Annotated in this window: 23 protein-coding genes; 1 reads left to right on the forward strand and 22 read right to left on the reverse strand. The window is 41.0% G+C overall.

Annotation, left to right across the window (positions count from 1 at the left end; all coding sequences use genetic code 11):
- A partial coding sequence (locus tag H605_RS0100005) for an ATP-binding protein (RefSeq protein ID WP_029052301.1) occupies nucleotides 1-261 on the forward strand: 261 nt, incomplete at its 5' end.
- 304 nt (nucleotides 262-565) lie between these two features.
- Here the strand turns inward: H605_RS0100005 and codY are convergent.
- The 22 genes from codY to ftsY all read right to left on the reverse strand — a co-directional run bounded on the left by codY (nucleotide 566) and on the right by ftsY (nucleotide 21269).
- Entirely contained in the window at nucleotides 566-1342 is a 777-nt protein-coding gene (codY, locus tag H605_RS0100010) for a GTP-sensing pleiotropic transcriptional regulator CodY (RefSeq protein WP_029052302.1), read from the reverse strand.
- 86 nt (nucleotides 1343-1428) lie between these two features.
- Nucleotides 1429-2817 (reverse strand): ATP-dependent protease ATPase subunit HslU, encoded by a 1389-nt coding sequence (hslU, locus tag H605_RS0100015; protein ID WP_037561382.1) that lies wholly within the window; start codon nucleotides 2815-2817, stop codon nucleotides 1429-1431.
- Nucleotides 2818-2820: 3 nt separating this feature from the next.
- Nucleotides 2821-3360, reverse strand: coding sequence for an ATP-dependent protease subunit HslV (hslV, locus tag H605_RS0100020; protein ID WP_029052304.1), 540 nt, complete (start codon nucleotides 3358-3360; stop codon nucleotides 2821-2823).
- A gap of 8 nt (nucleotides 3361-3368) precedes the next feature.
- Nucleotides 3369-4268: a tyrosine recombinase XerC gene (gene xerC, locus H605_RS0100025; protein ID WP_029052305.1), complete on the reverse strand. Its 900-nt coding sequence runs from the start codon at nucleotides 4266-4268 to the stop codon at nucleotides 3369-3371.
- A 366-nt stretch (nucleotides 4269-4634) separates the two neighbouring features.
- Nucleotides 4635-5945: an FADH(2)-oxidizing methylenetetrahydrofolate--tRNA-(uracil(54)-C(5))-methyltransferase TrmFO gene (trmFO, locus tag H605_RS0100030; RefSeq protein ID WP_029052306.1), complete on the reverse strand. Its 1311-nt coding sequence runs from the start codon at nucleotides 5943-5945 to the stop codon at nucleotides 4635-4637.
- Between the two features lie 42 nt (nucleotides 5946-5987).
- Nucleotides 5988-8063 carry a type I DNA topoisomerase gene (gene topA / locus H605_RS0100035; protein ID WP_029052307.1) on the reverse strand — a complete coding sequence of 692 codons (2076 nt, stop codon included), beginning with the start codon at nucleotides 8061-8063 and terminating at the stop codon, nucleotides 5988-5990.
- A gap of 125 nt (nucleotides 8064-8188) precedes the next feature.
- Nucleotides 8189-8995, reverse strand: a complete 807-nt coding sequence (dprA, locus tag H605_RS0100040; protein WP_248681185.1) for a DNA-processing protein DprA — start codon at nucleotides 8993-8995, stop codon at nucleotides 8189-8191.
- A gap of 145 nt (nucleotides 8996-9140) precedes the next feature.
- A complete protein-coding gene (sucD, locus tag H605_RS0100045; RefSeq protein ID WP_029052309.1) occupies nucleotides 9141-10043 on the reverse strand; it encodes a succinate--CoA ligase subunit alpha in 903 nt (300 codons plus the stop codon).
- 18 nt (nucleotides 10044-10061) lie between these two features.
- The gene (gene sucC, locus H605_RS0100050; RefSeq protein ID WP_029052310.1) at nucleotides 10062-11222 is read right to left on the reverse strand and encodes an ADP-forming succinate--CoA ligase subunit beta; all 1161 of its coding nucleotides are present in this window, start codon (nucleotides 11220-11222) and stop codon (nucleotides 10062-10064) included.
- 134 nt (nucleotides 11223-11356) lie between these two features.
- A complete protein-coding gene (locus H605_RS0100055; RefSeq protein WP_029052311.1) occupies nucleotides 11357-11644 on the reverse strand; it encodes an EscU/YscU/HrcU family type III secretion system export apparatus switch protein in 288 nt (95 codons plus the stop codon).
- Nucleotides 11641-13647: a hypothetical protein gene (locus tag H605_RS0100060; protein WP_029052312.1), complete on the reverse strand. Its 2007-nt coding sequence runs from the start codon at nucleotides 13645-13647 to the stop codon at nucleotides 11641-11643. The genes H605_RS0100055 and H605_RS0100060 overlap by 4 nt, the downstream gene beginning before the upstream one ends.
- On the reverse strand, nucleotides 13644-14417 hold the full coding sequence (locus H605_RS0100065) for a ribonuclease HII (RefSeq protein ID WP_029052313.1): 774 nt from the start codon (nucleotides 14415-14417) through the stop codon (nucleotides 13644-13646). Before H605_RS0100065 ends, H605_RS0100060 begins: the two co-directional genes overlap by 4 nt.
- 115 nt (nucleotides 14418-14532) lie before the next feature.
- A complete protein-coding gene (gene ylqF / locus H605_RS0100070; protein WP_029052314.1) occupies nucleotides 14533-15387 on the reverse strand; it encodes a ribosome biogenesis GTPase YlqF in 855 nt (284 codons plus the stop codon).
- An 18-nt stretch (nucleotides 15388-15405) separates the two neighbouring features.
- Complete coding sequence (gene lepB / locus H605_RS0100075; protein WP_029052315.1) at nucleotides 15406-15972, reverse strand: signal peptidase I; 567 nt, start codon at nucleotides 15970-15972, stop codon at nucleotides 15406-15408.
- 103 nt (nucleotides 15973-16075) lie between these two features.
- Entirely contained in the window at nucleotides 16076-16420 is a 345-nt protein-coding gene (rplS, locus tag H605_RS0100080; RefSeq protein WP_029052316.1) for a 50S ribosomal protein L19, read from the reverse strand.
- A gap of 126 nt (nucleotides 16421-16546) precedes the next feature.
- Nucleotides 16547-17284, reverse strand: coding sequence for a tRNA (guanosine(37)-N1)-methyltransferase TrmD (gene trmD, locus H605_RS0100085; protein WP_029052317.1), 738 nt, complete (start codon nucleotides 17282-17284; stop codon nucleotides 16547-16549).
- On the reverse strand, nucleotides 17284-17799 hold the full coding sequence (rimM, locus tag H605_RS0100090; protein ID WP_029052318.1) for a ribosome maturation factor RimM: 516 nt from the start codon (nucleotides 17797-17799) through the stop codon (nucleotides 17284-17286). Before rimM ends, trmD begins: the two co-directional genes overlap by 1 nt.
- Nucleotides 17800-17874: 75 nt before the next feature.
- The gene (locus H605_RS0100095; protein WP_029052319.1) at nucleotides 17875-18108 is read right to left on the reverse strand and encodes a KH domain-containing protein; all 234 of its coding nucleotides are present in this window, start codon (nucleotides 18106-18108) and stop codon (nucleotides 17875-17877) included.
- Nucleotides 18109-18123: 15 nt separating this feature from the next.
- Nucleotides 18124-18396, reverse strand: a complete 273-nt coding sequence (gene rpsP / locus H605_RS0100100) for a 30S ribosomal protein S16 (RefSeq protein ID WP_029052320.1) — start codon at nucleotides 18394-18396, stop codon at nucleotides 18124-18126.
- A gap of 92 nt (nucleotides 18397-18488) precedes the next feature.
- Complete coding sequence (gene ffh / locus H605_RS0100105) at nucleotides 18489-19844, reverse strand: signal recognition particle protein (RefSeq protein ID WP_029052321.1); 1356 nt, start codon at nucleotides 19842-19844, stop codon at nucleotides 18489-18491.
- Between the two features lie 12 nt (nucleotides 19845-19856).
- Nucleotides 19857-20183, reverse strand: coding sequence for a putative DNA-binding protein (locus H605_RS0100110; RefSeq protein WP_037561306.1), 327 nt, complete (start codon nucleotides 20181-20183; stop codon nucleotides 19857-19859).
- Nucleotides 20184-20246: 63 nt separating this feature from the next.
- Nucleotides 20247-21269: a signal recognition particle-docking protein FtsY gene (ftsY, locus tag H605_RS0100115; protein WP_029052323.1), complete on the reverse strand. Its 1023-nt coding sequence runs from the start codon at nucleotides 21267-21269 to the stop codon at nucleotides 20247-20249.
- Nucleotides 21270-21274: the final 5 nt, after the last annotated feature.

The raw sequence follows: 21274 nt of genomic DNA on the forward strand, positions 1-21274 counted from the left end.
ATCATCGATGATGTCATGTATATGGCTTATGAGCCACAGGAGGCCCATCTATTCTTCCAATTCATTTACGAACTATATGACAGGGCAGCCTTTATTCTGACATCAAATAAGGGGCCAGGTGAATGGGGAAAGTTCTTGGGTGATCCTACTCTGACTACAGCAATCCTTGATCGTCTTCTTCATCGCAGCGAAATTCTTACATTTAGTGAAGAGCAGGATAGCATTCGGATGAAATACAGAAAAACCCTTTTTACAGAATGAAGTGTTGAGTCTTAATTGATGAAAACTGTTGAAAGTTATTTATCGAAAACTGTTGAATTCTACTTGACGGTTACAGTAGTGTAATTTAATTACTATATTGACCGCATAGTAATCTCTCACTTATATCCATCTACTTCACATTATTCCTAATATAAGTAGTATTACCTATTTTACATGTATATAACACAATATTAATTCGGAAAGACCAAAAAGATTTCATTTCAATAAAAAAACTGAAGAAAATCCGTAATAACGGAAGTTCCTTCAGTTTCTAAACAGTTTTGAATTTGAATAGTATTTTGTTTTATGAATTGTGTTTCTCAAGCTCTCCTAGGAATTTATCGTTCAATACTTTAATATACGTACCTTTCATTCCTAAAGAACGTGATTCAATGACACCAGCACTTTCAAGTTTACGAAATGCATTGACGATTACTGAACGTGTAATTCCAACACGATCAGCGATTTTAGAAGCTACAAGCAAACCTTCATTACCGTCTAACTCTTTGAAGATATGCTCGATTGCTTCATGCTCACTGTAAGATAATGAGTTAATCGCCATTTGCACAACCGCTTTACTGCGTGCTTCATGTTCAATTTCCTCTGATTTTTCACGTAAAATTTCCATACCTACTACTGTCGCACCATATTCAGCAAGGATTAGATCATCTTCTGTAAATCCTTCTTTTAGTCGTGCAAGGATTAGAGTACCTAAGCGTTCGCCACCACCGATGATTGGAACGATTGTAGTTAGACCATCTTGGAATAATTCTTTGTTTTCGATAGGGAATACAGTATGTTCACTCTCGATATCGATATTTGGAGACGTTTCACTAATCTGGAACAACCGGTTCGTATACTCTTCAGGGAATTTACGATCTTCGAACATTTTCTTCATGCGTTCATTGTCAATTTGATGATGAATTTCTAAACCAAGTAATTTACCTCTTCTACTTACGATAAACGCGTTACAATCAATTACTTCACTTAGCTCTTCTGCCATCTCTTTAAAGTTAACAGGACCGCCTGCACCTTCTTGTAACATTGCATTAATTTTTCTTGTTTTAACTAATAAACTCATCTTTATTGTTCCTCCTCAAGGTTTTCTTCAGACTTTAATGAATATTCTAAAGGTTTTCAATCATTAAATAAACTATTACGACTTCCTTATAGAATAAATTGTGACAAATCTTTGTTCTTTACAATTCCATCCAGCTTTTCATCTACATATGCTGGTGTAATCTTAATAGATGCGGGTCCGATTTCTGCTGCTTCGAATGATAAATCTTCTAGCAACTTTTCTAAAATCGTATGCAATCTTCTCGCACCAATATTTTCTGTTTCATTATTGACTTCAAATGCAATTTCAGCCAGCTTACTGATTGCTTCATCCGTAAATTCAATTTCAACTTCTTCTGTCGCAAGAAGTCGTTCATATTGTTTTAATAAAGAAAAATCCGGTTCTCGCAGTATGCGTTCAAAATCATCTTTTGTCAATTTGTCTAATTCTACACGAATTGGGAATCTACCTTGTAACTCCGGAATAATATCAGACGGTTTCGACATATGGAATGCTCCTGCGGCAATGAACAAAATATAATCAGTCTTAACAGCACCATACTTTGTTGTAACCGTAGAACCTTCGACGATTGGCAGTATATCACGTTGTACACCTTCACGAGACACTTCACCTGAAGATTTTTGATTGCTACTTGCGATTTTATCCATTTCATCAAGAAAAATAATTCCCGCTTGTTCCGTTAACTCAATTCCTTTACGTGCCACTTCATCTTGATCAATTAACTTATCCGCTTCTTCCGCTTCCAGTACAATTCTCGCATCCTTGACTTTCATGCGACGCTGAACTTTCTTCTTCGGCATAAGTGAAGATAAAGCGTCTTGCATACCCGACATTTGATCCATACCAGATCCTTGCAACGCATCGAATAAAGATGGTTGTTGCGCTTGCACGTCTACTGTCACCATCTTGTCTTCAATTTGACCATTTGCAAGTTGTTCAGCGATGTCTGAACGCTTTCGTCTAATCTCGGCTTGATCTTCTGTTTGTTCGGGTTCTGGCTGTGTCTTTTGACCGAAAAACATTTCAAAGGGATTTTGACCTTCTGTATTTTTTTTCGCTTCAGGTACTAGTAATTTTACTAAACGTTCTTCCGCTAACTTTTGAGACTGCTTTTTAACCGCTTCACGCATATCCTCTTTCACCATACGTACTCCGACTTCAGTTAAATCACGAATCATTGATTCAACATCTCGTCCTACATATCCGACTTCAGTAAACTTTGTCGCTTCTACTTTTACGAAAGGCGCATGAATCAACTTGGCAATTCTTCGTGCAATTTCTGTTTTTCCGACACCTGTAGGTCCAATCATCAAAATGTTTTTCGGAATAACTTCTTCTTGTTCTTCAGCAGTCAACTGCATACGGCGATAACGATTACGCATAGCAACAGCAACTGCCTTTTTCGCTTTTTCTTGCCCAATAATATAACGATTTAAATACGCTGTGAGCGCTTTAGGAGTCATCTCTTGCTTCATCACTTAAAGCACCTCCACGATAATATTATGATTGGTGAACACACAAATATCAGCAGCTGTCTCAAGTGAGATTTCAGCAATTTCTTTCGCTGTCAATTCACTGCTGTGCTTCTTCAGTGCACGCCCGGCCGCTAGTGCGTAATTACCTCCGGAACCGATTGCTAATACCCCGTCATCCGGCTCTATTACTTCGCCAGTACCTGAGACAAGTAATAGCGTATTTTCGTCCATAACAAGTAACAATGCTTCTAATTTACGCAGGATACGATCTCCACGCCATTCTTTAGCAAGCTCAACTGACGCTCGCTGAAGATTTCCATCGTATTCATTGAGTTTAGCTTCAAATAAGTCAAATAGCGTAAAAGCATCCGCTACAGAACCTGCAAAACCAGCTAAGACTTTGCCGTTAAATAATCTACGGACTTTCTTCGCTGTGTGCTTCATGACGACCGACTCGCCCATCGTCACTTGCCCATCACCTGACATAGCGCATTGCCCATTATGATGAATAGCAAATATCGTTGTTGCATGAAATTTCATTATAGTTCCTCCTAAGCACGAGGGTGCGTTTGTAAATAAGTCTGGCGTAAGTGTTCATTTGTGATATGGGTATAGACCTGAGTTGACGATAGATGGCTATGTCCCAGCAGTTCTTGTACGGACCGAAGATCTGCTCCGGCCCCAAGCAAATGTGTTGCAAACGTATGTCGGATCATATGTGGTGTAATATTTGTATGCAGAGACGCTTTCTCCATTAAATCATCTAATACATAGCGCACACCGCGATCCGTCAAAGGGTCTCCACGCAGATTGACGAACAATTTTGTATGCTTCTTTTGCTTCATCAATTGCGGACGACTACTGTCTATATAGTTTTGCAACGCTCCCTCTGCAAAACTCCCGAATGGCACAAATCGTTCTTTTCGTCCTTTACCCATTACTTTCACAATTCCTAAATAATGATCCACATCTTGCACTTCGATTTCTACTAATTCACCGACACGGATCCCTGTCGCATAAAGCAACTCAAGTAAAGCACGATCTCGCAAAGAGCGGAAGTCTTCCCCTATCGTGACTTCAAAAAGTTTTTCCAGCTCTTGCTGATAGAAAAAAGCAGGAAGGCGTTCTTCTTGCTTCGGATGATACAATAATCGAAATGCTTGATCTTCAATCCCGTATCGAGCATTCATGAATGTATAAAATGAGCGGATGGCTGATATTTTCCTGGAAATACTAGTTCTCGCATAAGAACGATCATATAATCGTGTAATATACAATCTAGCTACGGGGTAGTCGACGTCTTCCAATTTCTCGATTCCCTCTTGTTGTAGAAATAATAAAAAATCCCGAAGATCTTTTTCATACTCCGCGACCGTGTAGGATGAGTAATTTTTCTCTAGTCGAATATAAGATACATATTCTTCTGCCAATTTTTTTATTTCAGGAATCATTTTATCACCTCGATACGAATTTATCATCGTACAACGTGCACTTAAAGATTCGCAAGATTATTGATTACATACAGTTCGAAATAAACTATCAAAGCCGAATGTTGTCCATAAAACACTATACATTAGCAAGGAATTTTGGGCAACTTTGAAAAACTGGTTATTGATTATTTTTAGATTTATGAACTATTTCCGTCACATAACAGTCAAATTACTTTAACAGCTAAGGAATTCTTCATCCTATCCACCATTACTTCTTCCAAAATATAAGACGTTATATCTATTAGGAAGTTGCATATTGCCACTACAACTAAAAAACTGAAGATCGAACTCCGATTAGATGGAGTTCGATCTTCAGTCCGATTTCTGTCATATGTTTGTCGTTGATTTAAATTCTTGTAAAGCATCCAATGCGCGTGTCGCATGTTTGTTTGCTCGTTCCGCTTTTGTTCTATATCGCCTATTCAGCTCAGGGAATAATCCGAAATTGATGTTAATCGGCTGGAAGTTATTTGGATCAGCCTCTGTGATATAACGCGCCATACTACCAAGAGCTGTTTCTCTCGGAAAACGGACCGGCTTCTCGCCTTTTGCCAATTGAGCTGCATTAATACCCGCAATCAATCCTGACCCTGCCGATTCAACATAGCCTTCTACACCTGTTACTTGACCCGCAAACAGAATGGTCGGCTGTGATTTAAGTTGATATGTGCAGTTCAATACTCTAGGTGAGTTGATAAATGTATTACGATGCATTACACCATAGCGCACGATATCCACATTTTCCAATCCTGGTATCAGTTTCAATACTTCTTTTTGTGCTCCCCATTTTAGATGTGTCTGAAATCCTACCAGGTTATATAAAGTGCCCGCTGCGTTATCCTGTCGTAACTGAATAACCGCTTTTGGCTCTTTGCCTGTCTTAGGATCTTCAAGTCCAACCGGTTTTAACGGACCGAATAACATCGTTTTCACACCGCGCTTCGCCATTTCTTCAATCGGCATACACCCTTCAAAGTAAAGTTCTTTTTCAAAATCCTTTAAAGGAGCAACTTCAGCTGAGGTTAAGGCTTCATAAAATCGTTCGAATTCCTCGTTGTTCATGGGGCAATTTAAATATGCCGCATCACCTTTATCATAGCGTGACTTCAAATAAACTTTATCCATATCGATGGAATCAGCTTCTACGATGGGAGCTGCCGCGTCATAGAAGTATAAATAATCTTCACCAGTCAGCTGCCGTATTTCTTCGGCTAATACTGGAGATGTGAGTGGACCAGAGGCAATTACCGTAATTCCTTCCGGCACTTTCACTACTTCTTCATTGATCACTTCTATATTCGGATGATTCCGGACTTTTTCAGTGACGTTGCCTGCGAATTCGTGACGATCTACTGCAAGCGCACCGCCAGCAGGTACCGCGCATTCGTCCGCGGCTTGGATAATCAATGAATTTAATTGACGCATCTCTTCTTTGATCACACCAACGGCATTCGTCAGGTTATTGGCACGTAACGAGTTGCTACATACTAACTCCGCAAATTTATCAGTATGATGGGCGGGGGTTTGCTTCACAGGACGCATTTCAAATAGTTTTACTTGAACACCCCTATTAGCTAATTGCCAAGCAGCCTCACTTCCAGCTAACCCTGCTCCGATCACATTTACAATTTGCGTCATTACAACTACCTCTTTCTCATTATGTTTAATTACATTCACGTACTAGCCTTGTGGTTCTTCTTTATAATCACATTCAGTACATTGGATTTGAACACCTTTTTTCAGGCGTTTTTCAACCATTGTGTGCTGACATTTCGGACATGGTCTTGAGATCGGTTTATCCCATGAAACATAGTCACATTCAGGATATTGATCACAACCGAAGAAGATTCTCTTCGTCTTACTCTTACGCTCGACAACTTCGCCTTCTTTACACTTCGGACATTTCACACCGATTGGTTTGATAATGGCCTTCGTATTACGACAGTCTGGGAAGTTGGAGCAAGCCATAAATTTTCCGTAGCGCCCCATTTTATAGACCATCGGAGATTCACATTTCTCACAATCTTCACCTGCTGGTTCATCTTTGATTTCAATCTTTTCCATTTCGGCATCGGCTACTTCTACGTGCTTTTCGAAATCGCGATAGAAGTCATCGATTACTGTACGCCATTCAATCGTGCCTTCTTCTACATGGTCAAGACGCTGTTCCATCTGTCTCGTAAATTCGATATCAATGATATCAGGGAAGTATTGATTCACCGCTTGATGGACGATCCCTCCAAGTTCTGTTGGAATAAACCGCTTGGCATCCAGTGTGACATAGCCACGCTTTTGAATGGTATCAAGTGTTGGTGCGTACGTAGAAGGTCTTCCTATTCCCAACTCCTCGAGTGTCTTCACTAAACGCGCCTCCGAATATCTTGGTGGCGGTTGTGTGAAGTGCTGTTTCGGATCCACCTCTGCGTATTTAATACGCTCGCCCTCTTCAAGAGGTGGTAGAATATTCTCTTTTTCTTCTTGTTGATCATCATTGCCTTCGATATAAACTTTCATAAACCCTGGGAATTTCACTTGAGATCCTGATGCTCTGAAACGGATATCTCCATTTAAGAAATCAGCAGTCACCGTATCCAAAACAGCTGGTGCCATTTGACTTGCAACGAGACGTTCCCAAATCAATTTATATAGACGATGTTGGTCTCTTGTTAAGAACGCTTTCATCGCATCGGGTGGTCGCATAGCAGATGTCGGCCTCACTGCTTCGTGTGCATCCTGTGTCTTTGCTTTAGCTTTGGTCTTCTTCGTACTAGTTGAAATGAATTCTTCACCGTACATCGTGTGAATGAAAGATCTCACTTCTTCTTTTGCGGTATCAGAGATTCTCGTCGAGTCGGTACGCATATACGTAATCAAACCAACTGTACCTTCTTTTCCGATCGCAATTCCTTCATATAATTGTTGTGCAAGCATCATCGTTTTCCTCGCACGGAAATTCAGCTTACGTGCCGCCTCTTGCTGAAGGGATGATGTTGTGAACGGCAACGCCGGATTACGTTTACGTTCTTTTTTCACTACTTTTGATACTTCAAACTCGTCTGGCTTTATTGAATTGACGATTTTTTCCACTTGCTCTTGATTCGTCAGTTTCACTTTTTCTGCAGCATCGCCATAAAATTGCGCTTCAAAAGTTTTGTCATCTTTAGTGAATTGTGAAGTAATGGACCAGTACTCTTCTGGTTCAAATGCATTGATTTCATTTTCCCGGTCAATGATCAAACGTAAAGCAACGGATTGCACACGCCCTGCGGATAGACCTTTCTTTACTTTCTTCCACAGGATCGGGCTAATGTTATAGCCTACTAATCTATCCAAGATCCTTCTCGCTTGCTGCGCGTCCACTAAATCCATGTTAATAGGACGAGGGTGTTTAAATGATTCCTTTATTGCTTCTTTTGTAATTTCATTGAAGACCACGCGGCAATCAGTTTCGATATCTACACCTAATTGATGTGATAAATGCCAAGCTATTGCTTCCCCTTCGCGATCCGGGTCAGCTGCAAGAAAAATTTTCTTTGCTTTTTTTGCTTCTTTTTTTAAATCTTGAAGAATTGGTCCTTTTCCTCGGATCGTAATATACTTCGGTTCATAATTATTTTCGGTATCTACACCCATTTGACTTCGGGGTAAATCACGTAAATGACCAAGTGATGCACTAACTTTATACTTCTTTCCTAAGTAACGTTCAATCGTTTTCGCTTTAGCAGGCGATTCCACTATTACTAAGTAATCTGCCATATCGTTCCCTCCTCAGAGAGATTTCTTTATATTTATTCAGCAAAAGAATATCTGTTGCAAAATGTATAACAGTTTTCAAGATAATGCAACCTTTTAAACATCTGCCAAAAAGAGGATAGGCCGATTTATAGTAAAGAATCAATAATCTGATAACCACTCCACAACGGCTTAGCCCCTTCATCCAATAGCTTATTTGGACCCGCTGATAGAGCAGAATCTATGGCGCCAGGTACTGCAAATATTTCTTTTCCATGGTCAAGAGCATGCTCTACCGTACTCATCGTTCCACTTCTTTCGACAGACTCTGTAATGACTAGCGCATTGGACAAGCCACTGATAATCCGATTGCGCATAGGAAATGTCCATTTGGCAGGTGCAAAGTACGGTGGATACTCTGTCACAAGTAAATGATTTTTCGCAATTTCTTCAGCAATTTTTTGATTCTTTTTCGGATACATATGAGAAAATCCATGACCTAAAACGCCAATTGTCTCCCCACCATATTCGATAGTAGCTTGATGTGCCATCGTGTCTGCTCCATCTGCTAAGCCTGAGACAATTGGGATATGATGATCGACGAGTGGTGGCACAATAAATTCCAACGCCTTTTTGGAATAGTTCGTAGCTTTACGGGAACCGATTATTCCAACCCGCGGACGTTTTTTTAATAAAAGATTATTGCCTTTAGTATAAAGAACAGCTGGCGGATCACATAATTGTTTTAATTCTTCCGGGTAATTTGAATGAAAATAAGTAATAGGGATACAATCGTTTTTTCTTAGCATTTCCACTATAGGAAGACATGATATTTCTTGATATTTCACTGGAAACTGTTCCACTTTTTCTGCAGGTAAATTAAAAATATGTGACCATTGAAGAGCGGAGTAAGAGTGCAAATCTTCTAATGAAGGGTTCTCTTGTAATAGATTCATAAAACGATTAAAGGGTACTGGATGGATATAATGTATGTTCAGTAAATGTAGTTGCTGATTAGTATATAGCATCGAATTCTCCTCTGTTCGACACTACAAGCATGAGCACGAAAAAAGGAGCAGCAATTAAGCTACTCCTTTCAGTTTACTTCGTTTTACATTTCTCGTATAGTCCTTTTTCTTTCAGGACTTTGATTAATGTTTCACCTATGACAGAAGGTGTCTCTGCAACTTGAACGTCCGCTGCTTGTAGAGCTTCGATTTTATCAGCAGCTGTACCTTTACCTCCGGAAATTATAGCGCCTGCGTGTCCCATACGCTTACCTTCGGGTGCAGTTTGACCTCCGATAAAGCCAACTACAGGCTTCGTCATATTTTCTTTAATCCAAGTGGCTGCTTCTTCTTCTGCAGTACCACCAATCTCACCGATCATGACTACTGCATATGTCTCTGGATCTTCATTGAATGCTTTCAAGACATCGATAAAGTTCGTGCCGTTTACCGGGTCTCCACCAATTCCGACAGCCGTAGTTTGACCAATTCCTTCTTGTGTCAACTGATGAACCGCTTCATATGTTAGTGTACCTGAACGAGAAACTACGCCCACATGCCCTTTTGTATGAATATAGCCTGGCATAATACCGATCTTCGTCTCATCTGCAGTGATGACACCTGGACAGTTTGGACCGATCAAACGAGTATTTTTGCCCTCCATATAACGCTTTACTTTAATCATATCTAGAACAGGAATATGCTCTGTAATACAGATCGTCATTTCCAGTTCAGCATCTACGCCTTCCATAATTGCATCCGCTGCAAATGGTGCAGGAACATAGATAATGGAAACAGTTGCGCCTGTTTCCTTAACTGCTTCTTCCACAGTGTCAAATACCGGCACGCCTTCCACTGTCTGACCGCCTTTACCAGGCGTTACGCCAGCGACAATTTTTGTACCATATTCCAACATTTGCTGTGTATGGAACAGGGCAGTGGAACCTGTAATTCCTTGTACAATGACTTTTGTATCTTTATTTACATAAATACTCATGATTTGTACCTGCCTTTCTTATCCTATCAACTCGACGATTTTTTCCGCGCCTTCTGCCATGGAATCCGCTGCTACAATATTGATGCCGGATTCTTTCAGCAAGGCTTTCCCGCGTTCTACATTCGTTCCTTCAAGACGTACGACAAGTGGTACTTGAAGCCCTACTTCTTTAGCAGCTTCAATTACACCTTCAGCAATTACGTCACATTTCATGATTCCACCAAAGATATTAACAAAAATACCTTTTACTTTTGGATCAGATAAAATAATCTTGAAAGCAGCTGCTACTTTTTCTTTCTTTGCGCCGCCCCCAACATCCAAGAAGTTAGCGGGTTCTCCGCCATAGAAATGAATTGTGTCCATTGTCGCCATCGCTAAACCGGCTCCATTTACCATGCAACCGATATTTCCGTCTAGAGAAATATAGCTCAAGTCATGCTTGGATGCTTCAATTTCTTTCGGATCCTCTTCATCATAGTCACGTAATTCCATAATGTCTTTATGACGGAATGTAGCGTTATCGTCAAAGTTGAATTTCGCGTCCAATGCAAGTACACGATCATCTTTTGTTACGACAAGCGGATTAATTTCAACGATTGATGCATCTTTTTCACTGAATACTTTATATAAACCTAAGAAAAAGCTTACGGCTTTATTGATAAGATTGCTTGGAATCTCCATATTGAACGCCATACGACGTGCTTGGAAAGGAACCAAACCAACTACCGGATCTATTACTTCATAGAAAATCTTTTCAGGGCTATGTTCTGCCACTTCTTCGATTTCCACGCCACCTTCAGCTGAACCCATCAATGTTACACGATCTGTTGCCCGGTCAACGACAAGGCCAATATAGAATTCTTTTTCGATATCGATCCCTTCTTCAACAAGAAGACGTTTCACTTCTTGTCCTTTAGGACCGGTCTGGTGTGTTACAAGTTGCGTACCGATTAAATCAGCTGCTACTGAACGTACTTCATCAAGCGTTTTCACAATCTTGACTCCGCCTGCTTTACCACGTCCACCCGCATGTATTTGCGCTTTTACCACAATAGGCTCTGTACCGATTTCCTTCGCGATTGTCATTGCTTCTTTCGGCGAAAATGCGACACGGCCTTTCGAAACAGCCACTCCATAATCTCTCAATAGCTGCTTCCCTTGATATTCATGGATGTTCATACGTACTGCCTCCATTCGATTTACAATTGCTTGAAGTTCAACTACTGCTTTATTGTAATCAAACCGTCACACATTGTCCATGAATCGCTATTGTAAAACAAAATTCTTTAATTTCCAACAATTTAAAAGCACTCTTATTTCATACTACTTTTTTCACGATCTAAACGATATATATAAGCGAACACTTCCGATACGGCTTGGTATAGTTCTTCAGGTATCGTTTCGTTGACATTTAATTGCCCAAGTAATTCCAGCAGACTTGGATCTTCCTGCACAGGAATAGCATGTTCTTGCGCTCGCTCAAGAATATTTTCAGCGATTTTCCCTTTCCCTTTGGCTATTACTTTCGGGGCATCTGATACTTCAGGGTCGTAGGACAGTGCAACGGCTTCTTTTCTTGTGAAACGTTGTTCTTTTTTCATATTCTGTAATCTACTCCTCCCTCATCCGATTGGAAGGTGCCAGCTGTTTTTTTGCTGTTTTGCTGTTTTGCTGTGAATGCTTTAAACATAACTCCTGATAGTTTGTAACCTACTCCTTCGAGGCCTTCTTTTAATACATCTTGAAAAGTTGGTCCGGTTGTTTTCAAGGAAGGTACATCATTAAAAATCGTCAAATTTACCACTTTATTTTGCACATGCATATCAACTAATGTTGTCGACAGTGATTCCAATTCTAAATAAAATAATATCCGTGCAAAAGCCGGATCGATTTTTCCATCTTCTTTCATGCGGCTATTCCATTGCAACGTAGCATCGATTTTCTTACCAAACATTTCAATTGGCAGTTGCATGATCAGCTGTTGTTGCGTGCCTGTCTCACCTGATTGGAGTAGGGTTCCATTCATGCGAAGCACCATTGTCTCCGCGGCATCACGCAGTGTCGGTGAAAGCGATGGATCTTGTAGCATGGCTAGCAATTGAGGTTTTAATGCGCTCGCCAAATTGGCTACATCAGGCTCTTTTCCTAAGAGCATGGCTTCGTAATTCACACCTAATGTACTGAATACATGTTTTATAGCTTCTTTCATGACAGCTCCATTTATCGTCTGTGATACTTGAGCTTCAGCCGTCTGAATTAGTTGTTTCACTTGAATATTCTCTGACTTTTCAGCCGTTTGCATTAATACACGAATTGCCTCATTTGCTTTATCATGTGGTACTAATAGCGAAGGTACTGATTGTTGTACTTCCTTCATAACAGTTTGTTGTTGCAATGACAGATCGGCTGCTTCCTGCCTGTTCGCTTGTTGTACCCATGTCTGCTTAAGTTGGTCAACTAGCGCTGTGTGAGGGAGTGCTGACAGCGCGGTTGCTTGGGTTGCAGTTACTTGCGTAAATACTTTACTAAATTGTTCAACGACAGTAGCTTTAGCACGATCTGTCATCGGTTGTTGGGTTATCTGATTAATCACAGTCTGCAACGTATTTTTTACAGGTTCCGGAAGTGTTGTATTGGGTAATTGCTGCGTAATATTTTGCACAACAGCTTTTATTGTTTGTTGATTTGCAACAGGCGTCTGACTCAATTGACTTACTAAAGACTGTATAGCCTTACTAGCGTCTGTTTGATGCGTCATGTTGCTAGTAACATTTGCAGGTAGCGTATCCACTTTCGTAATCTGCTCAGCCAATACTTGAGGCAAGTTGGCCAACGATGTTCGAGCTGGCAGTATATCGGCATTTTTCAATAACTGCAACGCTACTAACCGATCTGCTTGACTAGCTTGCGGATTAAGTAATTGGGATACACTTTGATTAAGCAGTTCCTTCCCTACCACTTGGCTTAAAGGGGAAGACAGAGCTTGCATCGTCACCAGAAGCTGTTCACGCACCGCTGGAGGCAGGTTAGGCTCACTTTGGATGGCAGCTAGTAACGTTGTGAATTGTTGCGCAATCGTGCCCGTCTGAGCTTGTAGAAGCGATTGGAATATAGCGGGCGTGAAAGGTAGCCTTGCTTCAGCGATTTTTCCAAGCGTTGCTAGCGCTTCTGCTCTCATTCCCTCGGGCAACGTTTTCAGTAGATTGACAGCTTCAAGCATATTTTCTAATGTCATAGGAATTCTTTGCTTGATAATTGTCGCGAGTACATCTTTCATTTCTTTTGTTTTAGGTAAATTTAATGACTCCATTAACTGGGTCAGTTGAGCTGACTGGCCTTCTCCTCCACGCACTGGACCGGAAATGACTTGTAACTGTAATTCAGGTTCAGTACCGTTAACCTTGAAGTAATAATTATCTCCTGCCTGCATAGGCACTTCCAATTTTGCATACAACTGCTGATTCCCAATTTGTACTTGCGCCATTTGACCAGGAAATAATTGCGTGATCTTTCCGTGTATCATCTGTCCTTCTTTAAGTGAAAGCGGTTGAGTTTCCGTAGCAGTAGCTCTTGCAGATGAAGCGGATAATGAATTTAAATTCATTGTCGATCCCTCCACATCGTTTTGATCGGCTCGAATGATTTGCGATGATGTTCACAAAATCCATGCGTTTCAAGTCCTTGTAAATGTTTCGCTGTTCCATATCCCGCATTCTCATTAAATGCATACCAAGGAAATTCCTCATGCAATTCATTCATTAGCGCATCACGAGTTGTTTTAGCTAATATAGAGGCAGCTGCGATAGATAAACTTTTTTCATCACCTTTTACGATGGAGTAACACGGGCACGCCGTGTGCAGATTCATTGCATCTGCTAAAACTGCATGTGGCGCTATCTTCAGTTCACTTATAGCCATCTCCATCGACTGCTTTGTTGCTTGGTATATATTCAATTCATCTATTACTTTAGCAGGCTGCACATGTATTGCGTACGCCATAGCCTGTTCTTTAATCAGTCGAGCAAATGCTTGCCTTTTCTCTTTAGATACTTTTTTCGAATCGTCCAGTCCGATAAGGGCAGAGCAATCATCAGGTAGTATAACCGCAGCTGTAACTACCGGCCCCGCCAAAGGCCCTCTTCCCGCTTCGTCAATTCCCGCCACCAATAAAACCCGTGAGGATCTATATGAATTATCAAAAGCCATTTTCTTTTGAAATTCTTGAATAAGTGCTTGTTTTTTATCATATCGAGCACGCCATTGATTAATCGCTTGTTGGACACCTTTTCTAGTGTCAGCTTCCAGTTCCGTAAGCCACTTATTTGGTTCTTGTAACTCTAGTAATTGATCTTTTATTTGCTGGATCGTTGTCAATTTCTTCACCTGTCCATCTGAAATATGATTGTCTATGTATTATATCGGTTCCTACATGATTTTTTCGACAAAAAAGCAACGGTTCGGAAACAGAGTTCCAAGCCGTTGCGTCTAGTCATTCGAATTCTTCTGGGAAATCGAATGTTAATTTGCCTACTTGCTGGTCGCGGATATCTTGTACGATCATTTCTGCTACTTTATCATAGTCAATTTCTCCGCCTACAGTATATACTTTTCGACGTTCGCCGATTTTATCGAACAATGATTGAATATTATCACCCACTGTTGTCATTTCATAGCGCTGTGCCAATCTTTCAGGATAATGCGTCTCTAAAAACTGAAGTCCATATACTGCGAGCTCCTCCATATTCAATATGGAGTCCTTGATTGCACCTGTTAACGCCAACTTATAACCTACCCGCTGGTCTTCAAACTTCGGCCACAGTACTCCTGGTGTATCCAAAAGCTCCAGTTCTTTCCCGAATTTAATCCATTGTTGCGCTTTGGTTACACCAGGCTTGTTTCCAGTTTTCGCAATGTTTTTCTTCGCTAATCGGTTAATCAACGTAGATTTTCCGACGTTAGGAATGCCGACAATCATTGCTCGGATTGCTCCAGGACGTATTCCTCGCTGCTTCATGCGGTCAAATTTTGGCTGCAAGATTTCTTTTGCAGCTTTGGTGACTGTTTGGATACCTTTACCTTCAAATGAGTTGATCGCAACAGTACGTAAACCTTGCTGTTCAAAGTAGGCAATCCAACGTTTAGTTTGCACTTCATCCGCTAAGTCCATCTTATTCAAAATAAGCAATCTCGGTTTCTGCTGTGTAACTTCGTCTATCATAGGATTACGTGAAGAAAGCGGCAGTCTAGCATCAATTAACTCGAATACTATATCCACTAACTTTAGTTTTTCTGAGACTTCTCGTCTCGCTTTCGCCATATGGCCCGGAAACCATTGAATAGCCATTCGAATCGTCTCCTTTCGTTATTTCACAAGACCGAAGTCTTTAATCGGCCAGAATACCACACTGGTACTGCCGATGACTTCATCGATTGATACTGCACCAATATGTCTAGAATCTTTACTTTTCCGACGGTTATCACCCATTACAAATATGTGATCTTCAGGCACTGTTTCCGCCTCGATTTGCGGCACATCCTGCAGTGTGAAATCTTCCGTCAGCGTACCATCCTGCACTTCCGATTTGTATTGATCGAGGTACGGCTCTTCATATGGTTCATCATTTACATAAAGTACATCATCTCTATACTCCACTGTATCTCCCGGCAGACCAATTACACGTTTAATATAATCTTTCTGCTCAGGTGCATGGAATACTACAATATCAAAACGATGTGGTTCACCAATCGTATAACCGATTTTATTTACGATCATGCGGTCTCCATGTTCCAACGTTGGCATCATGGAAATACCGTCAACGACGATTGGCGTGAATAAAAAGATGCGAATAATGGCGGCTAATCCAAACGCTATTAACAATGCTTTAATCCATTCTAATCCTTCACTTCTCGTTTTTTTCTCTTCCATCAATCTAGCCTCCTGCCCTGTCTGGTATTATTGTACAGCCAATTGTCTTTCTGAGCAAAAAGAAAGGAGGCCAAGTACAAGGCCCCCTTCGTTTCTGTTTATCTTATTAGCGGAGTTCTTTAATACGTGCTGCTTTACCACGTAGTTTACGTAGGTAGTACAACTTCGCACGACGAACTTTACCGCGACGAGTTACTTCAATTTGAGCTAGCTTAGGTGTGTGTAATGGGAATGTACGCTCTACGCCAACACCGTTTGAAATTTTACGTACAGTGAAAGTTTCGCTGATCCCGCCACCGCGACGTTTGATAACAACACCTTCGAATAACTGGATACGCTCACGAGTTCCCTCAATGATCTTCACGTGCAAGCGAAGTGTATCGCCAGGACGGAATGAAGGGTGTTCAGTGCGTAACTGATCTTTTGTAATATCTGCAATTAGTTTTTGCATGTTTTTCTCTCCTTCTTTTCTGATGCTCTTGCACGTTTTGCTTTGCAGCGGAACAACAGTAAAATAGACGCTCTTAAAAAGCGCTTTATAAATCATAGCACAGGCTTGTTAACGAATCAAGCAAATTTAGTCTCTTTTTTGTATCCATTGCTGATAAAGTTCTTTTTGATGATCTGTCAACGGTGCTTCTTGTAATAATTCGGGACGTCGTTGTGCCGTTCGAAGGAAGGCTTGCTCTTCTCTCCACTTTTCAATCTCGGCATGATTGCCCGACAACAGCACAGGAGGCACTTCAAGGCCGTTGAAAGTTGCTGGGCGAGTGTATTGTGGATGTTCCAGTATTCCCGTTGAAAACGAGTCGTGGACAGCCGACTGGTTGTTACCTAGAACGTCAGGGAGTAACCGTACTACACTATCAATGATGGCCATCGAAGCCACTTCCCCTCCCGTCAATACAAAGTCACCGAGTGAGATTTCATCCGTAACCAAATGTTCACGTATTCTCTCATCATATCCTTCATAATGACCACAGATGAAAACTAAATGCTGCTCTTTCGCAAGTTCTTCCGCTTTCTTCTGCGTGAATCGTTCGCCTTGCGGACACATTAAGATCACGCGAGGTTTACTACTACTTGTTTTAGTGACGGCTTCTACTGCCGCAAAGAGAGGTTCGGGTTTTAATACCATTCCCGCTCCGCCCCCGTATGGGTAATCATCTACTTTTTTATGTTTGTTTGTTGAGTAGTCACGAAAATCCGTGACTTTAAACGAAGCAGCTTGTTGTTCTTGTGCTTTTTTCATGATAGAAGAATGAAGTACACCTTCAAACATTTCCGGAAACAAAGAGAGAACGTCGATTTTCATCATGAAAGCAATCCGTCCATTAATTCAATTTTGATGATTTGTTCGTCAATATCGATAGCTTTTACAACATCTTCAATATACGGGATATAATGCGGCTTACCTTCAGCAGGCGTTACCTCCCACACATCATTGGCACCTGTTTCTATAATTTCTGTAACCGTACCGATTTCTTCACCTGTTTCTGTCATCACGCGGCAGCCAATGATTTCATGATAATAAAATTCATGTTCCCCGAGTTCTGTCAATTCTTTCTCCGATACCTTGATTACGCCGTCGCGGAACTTCTCGACGTCATTGATATTTGGGTAGCCTTCGAACATAAGTAAATCAAAGTTTTTATGCTTACGATGACTAATCACTTTCACAAACGTAGGTGCTTTGCTTTTCGGCATGAAGATCGCGAGCTCACTTCCCACTTCATATCGTTCATCCGGGAAATCTGTTTTGGACATCACACGAACTTCACCTTTTATACCATGCGTATTCACAATCGTGCCTACATTAAACCATTCCATTATTTCGCCTCCGTTTATGAATAAAAGTATTTATACGTGCAAAAAAGGAAGGAACCGGGGCTCCTTCCTTTTGGATCAATCCAAGATATCCAAATACACTTTTTTGCCGTGGTGGCTGCCTGCTGCTGAGTAAACAATCGTACGGATCGCTTTTGCCACACGACCTTGCTTCCCGATCACTTTACCCATATCCTCCGCATTCACTGATAACTGATAAACGACTCGTTGAGACTGTTCTTCAGATAACACGTTCACGTCGTCCGGGTAATCGACTAACGGTTTTACAATTGTTTCAATCAGCTGCTTCATGTCCACCCCTCCAAATTACTTGCTGTATTTAGCGTTATGGAATTTTTCCATGATACCTTGCTCTGAGAACAAGTTACGAACTGTATCAGATGGTTTAGCTCCATCTTGAAGCCATTTCAAAGCCAATTCTTCGTTGATTTCAACTGTTGCTGGCTTTGTAAGCGGGTTGTATGTACCAACCTGATCGATTTGACGGCCGTCACGTGGTGCACGTGCATCAGCTACTACAATACGATAAAAAGGAGATCTCTTAGCTCCCATACGTTTTAGACGAATTTTAACTGCCATTATTATCTACACCTCCGAATAGTTTCACACAAGATAGTATATTACCAAGTTTTTATTTGTTTGTAAAGGGTTTTTTCTTAACACCCTCTATTTTATTTGAAAAACGCATCAAAACCAGGCATTTTACCTTTCTTCTTACCTTTTTGTTGCATGTTGGTCATTTGCTTAACCATTTTCTTCATTTCCTCAAACTGCTTCAGCAAACGGTTGACTTCCTGGGTAGAAGTTCCAGAACCCGCAGCAATTCTTTTTTTGCGGCTCGCATTAATAATTTCCGGGTTTTCCCGTTCAGCAAGCGTCATAGAATAAATGACTGCTTCCACACGACCCATCTGACTCTCATCCACTTTGGCATTGTCGAGTCCTTTGATTTTGTTCGCACCCGGCATCATTTTCAAAATTTCGTCGAGTGGTCCCATCTTCTTTACTTGTTGCATTTGATCAAGAAAATCATCAAGTGTAAAGCTTTGAGTGCGCAATTTCTGCTCTAACTCTTTCGCTTTATCTTCATCCACGTTTTCCTGCGCTTTTTCAATCAATGACATGACATCGCCCATGCCAAGAATCCGTGAAGCCATACGTTCCGGATGGAATGGTTCAAGCGCATCCATCTTCTCACCCATACCGACAAATTTGATTGGTTTCTCAGTAACGGTACGAATAGATAATGCCGCACCACCACGTGTATCTCCATCAAGTTTTGTCAGAATGACACCAGTGATGCCAATTGTATCATCGAAACTTTTTGCAACATTGACTGCATCTTGACCTGTCATTGCATCCACTACGAGGAATACTTCATCAGGATTAGTCAGCTCGCGAATATCTTTCAATTCTTGCATAAGTGCTTCATCCACATGGAGTCGACCCGCAGTATCAATAATGACCACGTCATTATGCTCACGTTCCGCCTCTTCCATTGCTTGTTTGGCAATTTCAACAGGTGATTGATCGGTTCCCATAGAAAATACAGGTACCGTAATCTGTTTACCTAATGTTTCGAGTTGTTGGATCGCTGCTGGACGATATACATCCGCTGCCACAAGCAAAGGTTTCTTATTATGCTTTTTACGTAGTACTGTGGCTAATTTACCAGTAGTTGTCGTTTTACCAGCACCTTGCAAACCTACCATCATAATGACCGTAGGCGATTTACGTGCGAACTGAATAGGATTTTGTTCTCCACCCATCAGATTTGTTAATTCGTCTTTTACGATTTTCACTACTTGCTGACCAGGTGTCAAACTCTTCATTACGTCCTGACCCACTGAGCGCTCGCTGACCGTCTTGACAAATTGTTTGACGACTTTCAAGTTAACGTCTGCCTCGATTAGTGCAAAACGCACTTCACGCATCATTTCTTTTACGTCAGCTTCGTTAATTTTACCTTTGCCTGTAATTTTATTCATAGTTCCTTGCAGGCGTTCGGCTAGACCTTCAAATGCCATAGACAATCCCCCCTATTCAAAGTCCTTTAAGGTATGTAGCAATTTCATGAAGCGATTAAAATTTTCACTAGGAGCCATTTCTTCTAACAGCTCTATAATTTCAAGTCGACCTTCATGCTTTTCAAACAGATTGAGTTTCTTCTCGTAATCTTCGAGCATAGCCTCAGTCCGTTTCACATTGTCATACACAGCCTGTCTCGATACGCCATACTGCTCAGCGATTTCACCGAGAGAAAGATCATCCAAATAATATAATTGCATATATAAACGTTGTTTGTCAGTTAATAATGATTGATAAAAATCAAAGAGGAAGTTCACTCTTGTCGTTTTTTCAAGCAAGATCACGACCTCCTTCAGTCACTATTATATAATATCGCGCACTTGTATTGCTGTCAAGTATTTTTACTTGTCTTCTGCAGTTTCGTTTTCCTCGTCTTCAGTTTCTTCCATTTCCAATCCGTTCGCAAATAATCCATAGACATATTTCTCCGGATCGAAAGGTTGTAAATCATCGATGCCTTCACCGAGACCTACAAATTTCACCGGAATATCGAGCTTATTACGAATCGCTAGCACAATACCGCCTTTCGCTGTACCATCTAGTTTCGTCAATACAATCCCTGTGACGTTCGTTACTTCGTTAAATGTCTGCGCTTGAATTAATGCATTCTGTCCAGTCGTCGCATCTAACGCTAATAATACTTCGTGAGGAGCGTCTTCAATTTCACGGCCAATGACGCGATGTACTTTTTCTAGCTCATTCATCAAGTTCACTTTATTTTGCAAGCGACCTGCTGTATCACAGATTAAAACATCCACATTACGCTTTTTAGCTGCTTTCACAGCATCAAAAATAACTGCAGCCGGATCCGAACCTTCCGCCTGACGAACGACCTCTACATCCGTACGCTCTCCCCAGACAACAAGTTGTTCAATGGCACCTGCGCGGAATGTATCTCCGGCAGCCAGCATAACCGTTTTCCCTTCTTTTTTAAGGCGGGCAGCCATTTTACCGATCGTTGTGGTTTTCCCCACACCGTTCACACCGACCATCAAAATTACGTTCAGTCTACCTTCTACGATATTCAATTCACTAGAAACTTCTTCACCTGAATTGTAAATTTCTACCAACTTTTCAGAAATCAACGATTGCATGCCCGTAGTGTCTTTAATGTTTTTGCGTTGCACTTCTTCTTTCAGTAAATCGATCAATTCCATAACCGTTTCGAATCCGACGTCTGCTTGAAGTAATAATTCTTCCAATTCTTCGAAGAATTCTTCATCGACAACGCGGAATCTAAATACCAAATCGTTGACTTTCGATGTAAATGAGTCGCGTGTCTTCGTCAGTCCATCTTTGAACTTCTCTGCTACTGCTTCGTTTGTTCCTGATATTTTATTTTTTATTTTCTTAAAGAAAGACATTCATT

This window comes from Sporosarcina ureae DSM 2281 (assembly GCF_000425545.1).
Taxonomy (GTDB): domain Bacteria; phylum Bacillota; class Bacilli; order Bacillales_A; family Planococcaceae; genus Sporosarcina; species Sporosarcina ureae.